Origin of the sequence: Sphingopyxis macrogoltabida (assembly GCF_001307295.1) — a bacterium.
GTDB lineage: Bacteria > Pseudomonadota > Alphaproteobacteria > Sphingomonadales > Sphingomonadaceae > Sphingopyxis > Sphingopyxis macrogoltabida_B.
Map to the genome: position 1 here is coordinate 2365921 of NZ_CP012700.1, position 12494 is coordinate 2378414.

Below are 12494 nucleotides of genomic sequence, written 5' to 3' on the forward strand. Positions count from 1 at the left end.
CCATCAGACCGCGACGATCGGGTTGCGCAGCGTGCCGATGCCCTCGACGGTGCATTCGACGACGTCGCCCGGCCACATGAATTCCTGCGGATCGCGGCCCGCGCCGACTCCCGCCGGGGTGCCGGTCGCGATGATGTCCCCCGGCTCCAGCGTCATCACGCTCGAAATATCGGCGATGAGCTGGTTGACGTTGAACAGCATGAAGCGGGTGTTGCTGTTCTGCTTCTCGACCCCGTTGACGCGGGTCGACAGATTGAGGTTGTGCGGATCGCCGATCTCGTCCGCCGTGACGATGCACGGCCCCATCGGCGCGAAGCTGTCCTGCCCCTTCGACACGATCCACTGCCCGGCGCGGCGGCAGTCGCGCGCCGAAACGTCGTTGATCACCGTGTAACCGAAGACATGGTTTAGCGCGTCGGCCTCGGCGACATGACGCGCGGTGCTGCCGATCACCACCGCCAGCTCGGTTTCCCAGTCGAGCTGCTGCGTCACCCGGGCATTGTGGCGGATCGGATCATTCCACGCGACGACCGCGGTCGGTGGCTTCGAAAAGATCACCGGCTGCTTCGGAAGTTCGTTCGACGTGTCGAGGCTGCGTGCCGATTCAGCGACATGCTCGGTATAGTTGAGACCGATACCGAAGATATTCTTGCGCGGCCGCGGGATCGGCGCGAGCAAGGCGACATTGCCCCCGGGCAGCGAGGTGCCGACCAGATCGGCCGCCGTTGCGCCGGCGACCGCTTCCTTGAGGAAGCGCAGCCCGATCGGCCCCAGATCGATGAAATCGAGCATCGTCGAGGGCAGGTCCTGCCCGATCGCGTCGCCGAAATATTCGACGTCGATCACCAGCCCGTCGTGAAGCAGCCCGAGCCGCGGTTCGGTTTCGACCGTGCGATAGGTTACGAAGCGCATGAAGATGTCCTGTCTGTCTGGAAAAATCAGGCGGGCTGGCGGCCGCCGTGGTCGGGATAAGGCTCCTCGATGCGGACGCCGAGCACCTCCATCACCGGGAAGTCGTTGAACGAAAAAAGGAAAGCCGGTTCGGACGGGTCGAGGTTGACATGCTCGTGCCACATCCACGCGGGCACGCAGAAGATGTCGTGCGTTTCCCAGTCGAACCGTTCGCCGCCGATGATCGAATAGCCGCGCCCGCCCGCGGCATTATAGACGACGTTGCCGGTGTGCCGGTGCGCCTGCCCGCGAAAGCCACCGGGCAGCATCTGCATATGCGCGCCCATCGTCTGCAGCGCCCAGCCGCCGGTCAGCGGGTTGGCATAGCGCATCAGATGCCCGTCGAACGGCGATCCCTCCGACACCGCGGCAAGGTTCCACAGCGCATCGCGCACCGCCTCCCAGCGATAGACCATCACCGGCGAATAAGGCTTGTCCCACGCGCCGACGCCCTCGGGCCGCAGCCCCGCGCCGCCATAGCTCAGCGGCAGATCGTTCGACGGAAAGGCCGGCGTTTGGCGGGGCTGGTCGTGAACCGCATAGAAGTTCGTTTCCATGCAGTTCATCAACGGAATATCGAGCCCGTCCTGCCAGATCGACACCTCGCCGTCGGCGGCGATACCATGGTCGTGCCAGCAGCCGTTCGGGGTCAGCACATAATCATTGGCGCCCAGCGTGATATGATGCCCGTCGACGACTGTATAGGCGCCGCGCCCTTCCATGATGAAGCGGTGCGCCGAGGCGGTGTGCTTGTGCGCGGGGGTGATTTCGCCGGGCTTCATCGCCTGCATGCCGCTGAACAGCCAGCCGCACACCGCGACATTCTCGCGGCCCGCATCGCTGTCGTTGAGCAGGGTGACGACGCGCCGCCCCGCTTCCTCGGGCCGGACGAGGTCGATCGCGCGCAGGCACAGCGCACGCATATCGGCATAACGCCACAGTGTCGGGCGATAGCGTGTCTCGGGCTCCCACGGCTCGATCGCATTTGCGCGCTTCCAGAATGCGCCTGCATTCCGGCCCGCAAGCTCCTGATAAAAGGCTTCCAGTTCGGGTGTGTCGGTGACGTGCGAGCGCCCCAGCACCTTGTCGCGCGGGTCGATCACGGCGGGATGGTCGGTCATGACGGCTCCTCCTCGCTGGCGCCCTCCACGGCGGGTGGCGCATCCGCGAACGTCGCCGGCGCGCGCGGCGTCCGGTCGACGGTCAGGTTGAAGATGTCGAAGCGGTTATAACCGCCGATGATGTCGTGCATCTGCTTCGGCCCAACGCAGGCGCCGAGGTCGATATCGGCATAGACGATGCCCTCGTCGTCGATCAGTGCCTCGCCGACCAGATTGCCATGCGGGTCGATGACCCCCGACCAGGCGCTGCTCCGCCGTTCGAGCAAGGCGCGGTTTTCGGGGCGCTCGACACTCATCGCGGCGATGATCTCCTCGCTTACCGTCGAACAGGCGACGATGGTGAAGACCTTGCCCTCGAAACTGTGCGCGGTGGCGCGGATGCGGATCGCTTCGGCCATATTATACGACGCGGGCGCCACCGGCAGCGCGATATAATTGGCCACATGGACGAGCTCGCCCTGCGACAGCAGCGCGAAGCGCGCCAGCGTGTTGGTATTCTCCCCGCACGCCAGCGTACCCAGCGGCCCGACCGGCGTGTCGTACACGCGGATCGAGGCACCGTCGCCGCCGGCCCAGGTCAGTTTCTCGGCCCAGGTCGGCACCAGCTTGCGGTGACGGCCGAGCAGGCTGCCGTCGGAGCCGATGATCAGGTTGGTGTTGTAGAGGGTGCCGACGCTGACCGGATCGCGCTCGTTGATCCCGATCACGACGGTACAGCCATGATCGCGCGCCGCCGCGCACAGCGCCGCAACCTCGGGCCCGTCGACGCGGATCGAGGCGCGATAGAGCCGCTCGAACCAAGCCGCCCCCTCGATCGGCGTCATCAGCCAGTTCCAATAGGGGTAAGCGGCGACGAACACCTCGGGGAACGCTACAAGCTGCGCGCCGCCCGCCGCCGCTTCGGCGATCAGCGCACACGCCTTGTCGACCGTCGCCGCGGCGTCGAGGAACACCGGCGCGGCCTGCACCGCCGCGACGCGCGATTTGGGCAAAAAGGGGGCCGACACGTCGCTCATGTCACCGCCGCCCGCTCGTGATATTGCGGCTTGTCCCACGCGCGCGCCGCACAGACCTTTTCGAGCCGCGCTACCGCTTCCACGACATCGCGATAGCCGAGGTAGAGCGGCGTCAGCCCGAAGCGCAAAATGTCGGGCGCCCGGAAATCGGCGATCACGTCATATTCCTTAAGCGCCTGGACGATCTGATAGCCTTGCGGGTGGGCATAGGCGACCTGGCTGCCGCGTGCCGCATGCTCCGCGACGCTCGCCAGCGTAAAGCCATAGGCATCGCAAAGCGGCGCCATCCGCTCGATGAACAGATCGCCGAGCGCCAGCGACTTGCGGCGCAGCTCGGCCATATCGGCTTCGAGCAGCAGATCTACCCCGACCTCGAGCGCCGCGAGGCCGAGCACCGGCGGCGTCCCGCACTGGAAACGCTCGATACCGGCGGCCGGGTCATAATCCTCCTCGAAAGCAAACGGCCGCGCGTGGCCGAACCAGCCCGACAGCACCGGAGTCGCCGCATGGTGTCGCGCCGCGGCGAACAGATAGGCGGGCGCACCGGGGCCGCCGTTCAGATATTTATAGCCGCAGCCGATCGCGAAATCGGCATCCGCGCCACCCAGATCGACCGGAATCGCCCCCGCGCTGTGACTCAAATCCCAGACCACCAGCGCTCCGACCTCATGTGCCCGCCGGGTAATCGCCGCCATGTCGCGGACGCGGCCTGACTTGTAATGAACCTGCGTCAGCAGCAGCACCGCGACGTCTTCGTTCAGCGCATCGACGACATCGTCGGGCGCGACGGTCATCGCCTTCACCCGCCCGCCCGAAAACGCCTCGATGCCCTGCATCATATAGACATCGGTCGGGAAATTGGTCGCTTCCGACAGGATCACCGACCGTTCATGCCGCAATGAAAGTGCGGCAGTCAGCGCCTTGAAAATATTCACCGAAGTTGAATCGCTCGCGACAATCTCGCCAGGATTCGCGCCGAGCAGACGGGCGATCTTGTCGCCGATCCGCCGCGGCGCGGTCGACCATGAGGCGCCGAGCCACGAGGTGATCAGCCCCTCGCCCCATTCGTCGGCGACAACCCGCGCCAGCCGCTCGCCCGTCGCTTTCGGCAGCGCGCCGAGCGAATTGCCGTCGAGGTAGATCAGCCCGTCGCGCAGGTGAAAACGCTCGCGAAAGTGCGCGAGCGGGTCGGCGGCGTCGCGCGCCGCGACATCGTTGGCGAACATCGTGTCGGTCATGCAAGCTCCCTCAAAATCGCGCGCACCGGGCTCGCGTCGGCGCCGACGATGCGCAGCGGCAGCGCGATCAGTTCGTACCGCCCCGGCGGCACGTCATCGAGCACCAGCCCCTCCAAGATCCGCATGTCGGCCGCCTTCACCGCCTGATGCGCGTCAAGCGTCTTCGACTGTTCGGGGTCGAGCGACGCGGCATCGGTGCCGATCAGCCGCACCCCCATGCCGCCGAGCCGCGCGATCACCTCGGCGGCGATCGCGGTAAAGTCGCTGTCCCAGGCGTCGTGCGGAAACGACTCGTATGTCCTGAGCAGCACCCGCTCGGCGCCCGCGACCGCATCCCAGTCGATATCGCCGACTTCGACGCGCCCTTCCGCATGGCGGACGTCGAGTAGCACGCACGGCCCGATATAGGGATCGAGCGCGCTGTCTGCCGACGACACGCCGTCATTGGCATAATGCAGCGGCGCATCGCCATGCGTTCCAGCATGCAGCGGCGTCGACATACCGCCGACATTGACCGGGCAGCCGTCGCCGATCACTGCATGGCTGTGCAGCGCGAACGCTGGCTCGCCGGGCCACACCGGAACCCCGGCATGGAGCGGCTGCGAAATGTCCCAGATCCGGCTCATGCCCTCGCCTCGCCGACATAATCGCCGCCTTCGCGCGGCGCCGCCATCAACGTGCGCATCGACCAGAGTTCGGGGAAGAAGCTGAGGCTCAGCGCCTTGACCAGGTAATTGACTCCCGACGATCCGCCCGTCCCCGGCTTGTGACCGATGACGCGCGACACCGTTTTCATGTGCTTGAAGCGCCATTCCTGAAAATAATATTCGAGCGCGGTGATCTTCTCGGCGAGCATATAAAGGTCCCAGTGATGCTCGGGGTCGGTATAGATCTCCAGCCACGCCTGCTCGACCGCTTCGGAAGGTTCATACGCCTTAGTCCAGTCGCGCTCGAGGTGATCGGCGGGAATATCGAAACCGCGCCGCGCGAGCAGCTTCAGCAACTCGTCGTAAAGCGACGGCGCCTCGAACGCCGCGCGCAGCCGCTGCGTCGCTTCGGTATCGTCCTGGTGGACGATCATCATGTCGCCGCGCTTGTTGCCGAGCAGATATTCGAGTTCGCGATATTGCTGCGACTGGAACCCCGACGCGCGGCGCAGAAAACCACGGAAGGTCAGGAAATCATGCGGCGTCAGCGTCGCAAGCACTTCCCAGCTATGGATCATGTGGCGCTGGATCGTCGCGATGCGGTCGAGCCCCTTGCCCGCGATCTCCAGGCGGTCGGCCCGGATCGCCCCGACGACCAGCCGCGCCTCGTGCAGCACCAGTTTGATCCACAACTCCATCGTCTGGTGCATGATGATGAACAGCATCTCGTCGGGCTTGTCCGACACCGGCACCTGCGCCGACAGCAGCTGCTGCGTCTGGAGATGACGCGCATAGGTAAGGCCATTGTCCCACTGGATCGTCTCGCCGTCGATTTCGGTTTCGAAGACGGTGGTGCCGTCGTCCTTGCTCTGCCGGATCATGGGCGCGCGCCTCCGTTCATGAAGGCCGGCCCCGGGCGGACCGGCTGCAGGGGGCCATCATAGGCGCGGTCTCCGGGGAAAGCATCTTCCGGTTCGAGCGGAATATCGTCGCCGATCCTGCTGTAAATCGAAGAAAAGTCGGATTCCTCGGTGGCGGCGAGCAGCGCCTCGAACCCTTCGACGACGAAATAGATGCGCTGAAATTCGTCGAAATGATATTTGGTCCGCATGACCCGCTCGATATCGAGCCAGATGCGGCGCGGCTCGGGCGAGGTCAGCGCGGCGACCGTCTCGGCATAGCTCGACAGCAGGCCGCCGCCGAAGGCGCGCAGTTCGCCATCCTCGACCACCAGCCCGAATTCGGTCGTATAGAGCCACAGCCGCCCGAGGAAATCCGACGCGCCAAGCTTCTCGGCGCGCAGCCCCGCCTGCCCATAGGCGACCAGAAATTCCGAAAAGGCCGGGTTGGTCAGCATCGGGACATGGCCGAAAATGTCGTGAAACATATCGGGCTCTTCACTGTAGCCGATCTGCTCGGGCGGGCGCAGGAAGTTGGCTGCCGGAAACCGCTTGTTCGCGAGATGCTCGAAAAAGGGCTCGTTGGGGATCCAGCCCGGAACCGCGACGATTTCCCAGCCGGTCGCGGGTTTCAGATGGCGGTTGAGCGCGGCACAATCGGGAACCCCGGCGGGCACCGCGCGCAATATGTCGAGCCCGCTGAGGAAATCCGCGCAGGCATAGCCGGGCAGCGCCGCCGACTGCTGCTCGAACAGCGTCCGCCAGGTCGCATGCTGCGCGGCGGTAAAGGCCGGCCAGTCCTGCGGCATCGTCCAGTCCGCGGCGACCCCTTCGGGCGGGGCATCGAAAATATGTGTCGCAGCCAAGCGCGCTCTCCCAAAGCTGACGGGAGGATAGGCCGGATGCCTGCAAACATTGTCCGCAATTTGCGGCTCGCAGCCGCTCCAAATCCCCGATTGTTTGCCATTTTTCCAAAAATGAGGGACAATGTTCTTCGCAATCGCGAAATATCATGCGCTATATCCGATTTACCGAATCAGGGCGGAACGATGCAGCGACGCAGAAGGAATACAAGATGAGCCAGACCATCCTGCACGGCTATTGGCGGTCGAGCGCCGCCTATCGCGTCCGCATCGCGCTGAACGTCAAGGGGATCGCCTATGAACAGGTCGCGCACGACCTGCGCGCCGGCGAACAGCGCGACCCCGCCTATCTGGCCATCGCCCCGCACGGCCTCGTCCCCGCGCTCGAACATGACGGCGCCGTGCTGATCGAAAGCCCCGCGATCCTCGAATGGATCGAGGCGAAATGGCCCGAACCGCCGCTGCTGCCTGCATCCCCCGCTGATGCCGCGACGGTGCGCGCCATCGCGGCGCTGGTCGGCTGCGACATCCACCCGCTCAACAATCTGCGCGTCCTCACCCGGCTGCGCAGCCAGTTCGACGCCGACAATGCGCAGGTGAAGGCCTGGATCGCGCACTGGATCGGCGAAGGCTTCGGTGCGCTCGAACAACTGATCGCGCGCACCGGCGGTCGCTACGCCTTCGGCGACACCCCGACCTTCGCCGACTGCTATCTCGTCCCGCAGGTCTATAACGCCGAACGCTATAACGTCGATCTCGCCGCCTTCCCGCGCACCCTCGCCGCCGCGGAAGCCGCCCGCGCCCTCCCCGCCTTCGCCGCGGCGCATCCCGACCTACAGCCGGATTTCCAATGACCATGGACCGGCTCGACTGGAAAATCGTCGCCGCGCTCGAACAGGACGGCCGCCAGTCCTTCGCGGAACTGGGCGAGACCGTCGGCCTCTCGAAATCGCCCTGCTGGTCGCGCGTGCGCAGCCTCGAAGGGTCGGGGATCATCCGCGGCTATGCCGCGTCGCTCGACCCCGTCGCGCTCGGTCTTGCCGTACAAAGCTTTGTCGAGGTCCGTATCAACCTCGACGCGCACAGCGAGTTCGAGGCAGCGGTGCTCGCGCACCCCGCGGTGGTCGAATGCCACACGACGGCGGGCGACGGCGATTATATCCTCAAGATTTTCGCGCGCTCGGTCGACCACCTCGACGAACTGCTCCGTTACGACCTCTCCAAACTGCCCGGCGTGCACGGTCTCTCGACCGTCGTCTGCCTGAAAACGATCAAGCAGCAGGGCCGCCTCGCCGAATGGGCGCGCACCACCGAACAGCGGCGCTGAGGTTTGCGGAGGGGCCTTCCGACCCGGTTTTCCGTCATCCCGGCGAAGGCCGGGATCTCGCCGTTGCGTCATCCCGATATGATGAGATCCCGGCCTTCGCCGGGATGACGGTTCAGGCGAAAACGCCGATCCAGCTTCGCAAACTTCGCCGCTTCGCAACATCGCCTTCGCAAATCTTGACCTTTTCAGCCGTTTTCGCGGAGCCCGCGCCCGCCGATAGCGCGCGGCATGAACCAGCCATATCGCCAGCCGCTGCCGGGAACCGGTCTCGACTATTTCGATACCCGCGCCGCGATCGACGCCATTCGTCCCGGTGCCTATGACAGCCTGCCCTATGTGTCGCGCGTGCTCGCCGAACAGCTTGTCCGCCGCTGCGATCCCGCGCTCCTCCCCGCTGCGCTGAAAGAGATCGTCGACCGCAAGCGCGACCTCGACTTCCCCTGGTATCCGGCGCGCGTCGTCTGCCACGACATTCTCGGCCAGACCGCGCTCGTCGACCTCGCCGGGCTGCGCGATGCCATTGCCGAGCGGGGTGGCGACCCCGCCAAGGTCAACCCGGTGGTGCCGACCCAGCTCATCGTCGATCACAGTCTCGCGGTCGAATATGCGGGCTTCGACGCCGACGCCTTCGCGAGGAACCGCGCGGTCGAGGACCGCCGCAACGAAGACCGCTTCCACTTCATCGAATGGACGAAAAGCGCCTTCGAAAATGTCGACGTCATCCCCGCCGGCAACGGCATCATGCACCAGATCAACCTCGAAAAAATGTCGCCGGTCGTTCAGGTCCGGGACGGCGTCGCCTTCCCCGACACCTGCGTCGGCACTGACAGCCATACGCCGCATATCGACGCGCTCGGGGTGATCGCGATCGGCGTCGGCGGGCTCGAGGCGGAGACGGTGATGCTCGGCCGCGCCGCGATGATGCGGCTGCCCGATATCGTCGGCGTCCGCCTCACCGGCGCCCCCGCGCCGGGGATCACCGCGACCGACATCGTGCTCGCGCTCACCGAATATCTGCGCGAGGCGCGCGTCGTCGGCGCCTGGCTCGAATTTTTTGGTGAAGGCGCCGACCGGCTGACGATCGGCGACCGCGCGACGATCTCGAACATGTGCCCCGAATATGGCGCCACCGCTGCGATGTTCCATATCGACCGGCAGACGATTGATTACCTGCTCCTGACCGGGCGCGACCCTGAGCAGGTGCGGCTCGTCGAAACCTATGCGAAGGCGACCGGCCTGTGGGGAGACGCGCTCAAGACCGCACATTATGAGCGCCTGCTCGAATTCGACCTGTCGGGCGTCGGCCGCAACATGGCCGGCCCCTCCAATCCGCACCGCCGCCTGCCGACCGCCGCACTCACAGAACGCGGCATTGCGGTCGGGCTCGACGGGGCGCGCGACGAAGAGCGCGCGGGCATGCTCCCCGACGGCGCGGTGATCATCGCCGCGATCACAAGCTGCACCAACACCTCGAACCTGCGCAATGTCGTCGCGGCGGGGCTCGTCGCGAAGAAAGCCAATGCGCTCGGGCTCACCCGCAAACCGTGGGTCAAGAGCAGCTTCGCGCCCGGCTCGAAAGTCGCGCGTCTCTATCTCGAAGAAGCGGGGCTGCTCGCCGAACTCGAAACGCTCGGCTTCGGCATCGTCGCCTTCGCCTGCACGACGTGCAACGGCATGTCGGGCGCCCTCGATCCCGCTATCGAGCGCGAGATCGTCGACCGCGACCTTTATGCGACCGCCGTCCTCTCCGGGAACCGCAACTTCGACGGCCGCATCCACCCGCAGGCGAAACAGGCGTTCCTCGCCTCGCCGCCGCTCGTCGTTGCCTATGCCATCGCCGGGACGATCCGCTTCGACATCGAAAACGACATACTCGGGACTGCGGAGGGCAGGGATATTCGCCTCGCCGATCTATGGCCGAGCGATGCCGAAATCGACGCGATCGTCGCTGCTTCGGTCAAGCCTGAGCAGTTTCGCGCCGTCTATGACCCGATGTTCGCCCCGCGCGGCCGCGACAGGGCGGAGCCGCTCTACGCCTGGCGCCCGCAATCGACCTATATCCGCCGCCCGCCCTATTGGGATATCGAGGGTGTCGGCGCGCTCGCCGCCAACCCGCGAACGCTGAAGGGCATGCGCCCGCTCGCCATCCTCCCCGACAATATCACCACCGACCATCTGTCGCCGTCGAACGCGATCCTCGCCAGCTCGGCGGCGGGCGAATATCTCGCCAGAATGGGCGTCCCCGAAGAGGACTTCAACAGCTACGCCACCCACCGTGGCGACCATCTGACCGCGATGCGCGCCACCTTCGCCAACCCTGAGCTCGTCAACGAAATGGCGGTGGTCGACGGTGCGGTGAAAAAGGGATCGCTGGCGCGCGTCGAGCCCGACGGCAAGGTCATGCGGATGTGGGAGGCGATCGAAACCTATCTCGAACGCCGCCAACCGCTGATCATCATCGCGGGCGCCGATTACGGGCAGGGCTCGTCGCGCGACTGGGCGGCAAAGGGCGTCCGCCTCGCGGGGGTCGAGGCGATCGTCACCGAGGGGTTCGAGCGCATTCACCGCACCAACCTCATCGGCATGGGCGTGCTGCCACTCGAGTTCAAGCCGGGCACCACGCGGCTGCGGCTCAATCTCGACGGCACCGAAACCTATGACGTCGCAGGAACGCCGCGCCCGCGCGCCGACCTCATGCTCGTGATCCGCCGCCGCAATGGCATGACGCTCGAAGTCCCGGTGACCTGCCGCCTCGATACGGCCGAGGAAGCATCGATCTACGAAGCCGGCGGCGTGCTCCAGCGCTTCGCACAGGATTTTCTCGCTTCGGAAAGCAAGGCCGCATGACCGCATCGGCTCCCCATCTCCGCGTTCCCGCCACCTATATGCGCGGCGGGACGAGCAAGGGCGTCTTCTTCCGGCGCGAGGATTTGCCCGAAGCAGCGCGCGTTGCGGGAGCCCCCCGCGACCGCTTCCTCCAGCGTGTGATCGGCAGCCCCGACCCCTATGCCGTGCACATCGACGGCATGGGCGGCGCAACGTCGAGCACCAGCAAATGCGTGATCGTCGCGCCGAGCGCGCGCGCCGATCACGACATCGACTATCTCTATGGCCAGGTCGCGGTCGACGCCGACTTCGTCGACTGGTCGGGCAATTGCGGCAATCTCTCGACCGCAGCGGGCGCTTTCGCGATTCACGCAGGCTATGTGGTGCCGGCCGGCGACGGCGTCTGCACCGTTCGCATCTGGCAGGCGAATATCGGCAAGACGATCGTCGCGCATGTTCCCGTGACGGGCGGCGCGGTCGTCGAGACCGGCGATTTCGAACTCGACGGCGTGCCCTTTCCCGCCGCCGAGATCGTCATCGAATTTATCGATCCGGCCGATGACGATGGCGAAGGCGGCGCGATGTTTCCGACCGGCAATCTCGTCGACACGCTCGACGTCCCCGAAGACATCGTCGCGGGCGGCAAGCTGAAGGCGACGCTGATCGATGCCGGCATCCCGACGATCTTCGTCGATGCCGCCGATTTCGGCCTCACCGGCACCGAGCTTCGCGAGGCGATCAACGGCGACGCCAACCTCCTCGCGCGTTTCGAACGGCTGCGTGCGATCGGGGCGTTGCGCATGGGACTGATCGGCGCGCCCGAGGAAGCCGCGACGCGCCAGCATACGCCAAAGATCGCCTTTGTCGCGCCGCCCGCGCGCTATGTCGCATCGAGCGGCAGAACCATCGCCGCCGAAGACATCGACCTGCTCGCCCGCGCCTTTTCGATGGGCAAGCTGCACCATGCGATGATGGGCACCGCGTCGGTCGCCATCGCGGCCGCTGCGGCGATCCCCGGCACGCTGGTCAATCGCGCGGCCGGCGGCGGCGAGCGTCAGGCCGTCCGTTTCGGCCACCCGTCGGGAACATCGCGCGTCGGCGCCGAAGCGCAGCGGATCGACGGCAAGTGGACCGTGGCCAAGGCGGTGATGAGCCGCAGCGCGCGCATCCTGATGGAAGGATTTGTCAGGGTACCGTCCGATGTCTGCTGAGGCGCTTCGCAAGCTTCGCCGATTTGCAGGCCCGGCTTCGCAATCCTCCGCCTTTTCAGCCATTTCCGGCGTGCCTGCGCGCGCCGATAAGGCCGCCATGCTCTCCAACGCCCCTGTTCACGGCCTCGACCTCCTCGTCCGTATGGCTGCGGCCGCCGCCGACCGCGCCGCGGCGCGGCTATGCGGCGCGATCCGTCTCACCGACTGTCAGTCGCTCGATCTCGCCGAAGATCTCGACGCCGCCGATCTCGCCATCGAAAGCTGGACGGTGCGCGCGGGCGACGGCCGGGCCGTCATCGCTGTTTTCGCCACCACACCGCAAGCGGACGGCGGCCGCCGCATCGCCGCGTCGGGCCGTTTCACCTTCGCTGCCCTCACCTGACCGGAGAAAAGAT

12 protein-coding genes are annotated in these 12494 nt (G+C 65.9%); 5 read left to right on the forward strand and 7 right to left on the reverse strand.

Annotation, left to right across the window (positions count from 1 at the left end):
* Nucleotides 1-3: 3 nt before the first annotated feature.
* Genes AN936_RS11160 through phhA form a run of 7 tightly spaced genes read right to left on the reverse strand, consistent with a single transcriptional unit; the run spans nt 4 to nt 6738 of the window.
* A complete protein-coding gene (locus AN936_RS11160) occupies nt 4-912 on the reverse strand; it encodes a fumarylacetoacetate hydrolase family protein (RefSeq protein WP_054588222.1) in 909 nt (302 codons plus the stop codon).
* A 26-nt stretch (nt 913-938) separates the two neighbouring features.
* On the reverse strand, nt 939-2072 hold the full coding sequence (locus AN936_RS11165) for a cupin domain-containing protein (RefSeq protein ID WP_054588223.1): 1134 nt from the start codon (nt 2070-2072) through the stop codon (nt 939-941).
* A complete protein-coding gene (locus tag AN936_RS11170; protein ID WP_054588224.1) occupies nt 2069-3088 on the reverse strand; it encodes a carbon-nitrogen hydrolase family protein in 1020 nt (339 codons plus the stop codon). The genes AN936_RS11165 and AN936_RS11170 overlap by 4 nt, the downstream gene beginning before the upstream one ends.
* Nucleotides 3085-4326, reverse strand: coding sequence for a kynureninase (gene kynU, locus AN936_RS11175; protein WP_054588225.1), 1242 nt, complete (start codon nt 4324-4326; stop codon nt 3085-3087). Before kynU ends, AN936_RS11170 begins: the two co-directional genes overlap by 4 nt.
* Entirely contained in the window at nt 4323-4952 is a 630-nt protein-coding gene (kynB, locus tag AN936_RS11180; protein WP_054588226.1) for an arylformamidase, read from the reverse strand. Before kynB ends, kynU begins: the two co-directional genes overlap by 4 nt.
* Nucleotides 4949-5854, reverse strand: coding sequence for a tryptophan 2,3-dioxygenase (locus AN936_RS11185; RefSeq protein ID WP_054588227.1), 906 nt, complete (start codon nt 5852-5854; stop codon nt 4949-4951). Before AN936_RS11185 ends, kynB begins: the two co-directional genes overlap by 4 nt.
* The gene (gene phhA, locus AN936_RS11190; RefSeq protein WP_084758289.1) at nt 5851-6738 is read right to left on the reverse strand and encodes a phenylalanine 4-monooxygenase; all 888 of its coding nucleotides are present in this window, start codon (nt 6736-6738) and stop codon (nt 5851-5853) included. Before phhA ends, AN936_RS11185 begins: the two co-directional genes overlap by 4 nt.
* 209 nt (nt 6739-6947) lie before the next feature.
* Here phhA and maiA point away from each other — a divergent pair, with 209 nt between their 5' ends.
* The 5 genes from maiA to AN936_RS11215 all read left to right on the forward strand — a co-directional run bounded on the left by maiA (nt 6948) and on the right by AN936_RS11215 (nt 12481).
* Nucleotides 6948-7589, forward strand: coding sequence for a maleylacetoacetate isomerase (gene maiA, locus AN936_RS11195; RefSeq protein ID WP_054590236.1), 642 nt, complete (start codon nt 6948-6950; stop codon nt 7587-7589).
* A complete protein-coding gene (locus AN936_RS11200) occupies nt 7586-8062 on the forward strand; it encodes an Lrp/AsnC family transcriptional regulator (RefSeq protein ID WP_234715815.1) in 477 nt (158 codons plus the stop codon). The genes maiA and AN936_RS11200 overlap by 4 nt, the downstream gene beginning before the upstream one ends.
* 228 nt (nt 8063-8290) lie before the next feature.
* Nucleotides 8291-10909: a Fe/S-dependent 2-methylisocitrate dehydratase AcnD gene (gene acnD / locus AN936_RS11205; RefSeq protein WP_084758290.1), complete on the forward strand. Its 2619-nt coding sequence runs from the start codon at nt 8291-8293 to the stop codon at nt 10907-10909.
* Nucleotides 10906-12099, forward strand: a complete 1194-nt coding sequence (gene prpF / locus AN936_RS11210; RefSeq protein ID WP_054588230.1) for a 2-methylaconitate cis-trans isomerase PrpF — start codon at nt 10906-10908, stop codon at nt 12097-12099. Before acnD ends, prpF begins: the two co-directional genes overlap by 4 nt.
* Nucleotides 12100-12196: 97 nt before the next feature.
* Nucleotides 12197-12481 (forward strand): hypothetical protein, encoded by a 285-nt coding sequence (locus AN936_RS11215; protein ID WP_054590237.1) that lies wholly within the window; start codon nt 12197-12199, stop codon nt 12479-12481.
* The last annotated feature ends 13 nt before the right edge of the window (nt 12482-12494 follow it).

Excerpts from the sequence above, each read along its gene's own strand:
- AN936_RS11170 (WP_054588224.1), bottom strand. The coding sequence starts at position 3,088 with ATGAGCGACGTGTCGGCCCCCTTTTTGCCCAAATCGCGCGTCGCGGCG.
- AN936_RS11165 (WP_054588223.1), bottom strand. The coding sequence starts at position 2,072 with ATGACCGACCATCCCGCCGTGATCGACCCGCGCGACAAGGTGCTGGGG.
- kynB (WP_054588226.1), bottom strand. The coding sequence starts at position 4,952 with ATGAGCCGGATCTGGGACATTTCGCAGCCGCTCCATGCCGGGGTTCCG.
- AN936_RS11185 (WP_054588227.1), bottom strand. The coding sequence starts at position 5,854 with ATGATCCGGCAGAGCAAGGACGACGGCACCACCGTCTTCGAAACCGAA.
- acnD (WP_084758290.1), top strand. The coding sequence starts at position 8,291 with ATGAACCAGCCATATCGCCAGCCGCTGCCGGGAACCGGTCTCGACTAT.
- prpF (WP_054588230.1), top strand. The coding sequence starts at position 10,906 with ATGACCGCATCGGCTCCCCATCTCCGCGTTCCCGCCACCTATATGCGC.
- kynU (WP_054588225.1), bottom strand. The coding sequence starts at position 4,326 with ATGACCGACACGATGTTCGCCAACGATGTCGCGGCGCGCGACGCCGCC.
- maiA (WP_054590236.1), top strand. The coding sequence starts at position 6,948 with ATGAGCCAGACCATCCTGCACGGCTATTGGCGGTCGAGCGCCGCCTAT.
- AN936_RS11200 (WP_234715815.1), top strand. The coding sequence starts at position 7,586 with ATGACCATGGACCGGCTCGACTGGAAAATCGTCGCCGCGCTCGAACAG.
- AN936_RS11215 (WP_054590237.1), top strand. The coding sequence starts at position 12,197 with ATGCTCTCCAACGCCCCTGTTCACGGCCTCGACCTCCTCGTCCGTATG.
- AN936_RS11160 (WP_054588222.1), bottom strand. The coding sequence starts at position 912 with ATGCGCTTCGTAACCTATCGCACGGTCGAAACCGAACCGCGGCTCGGG.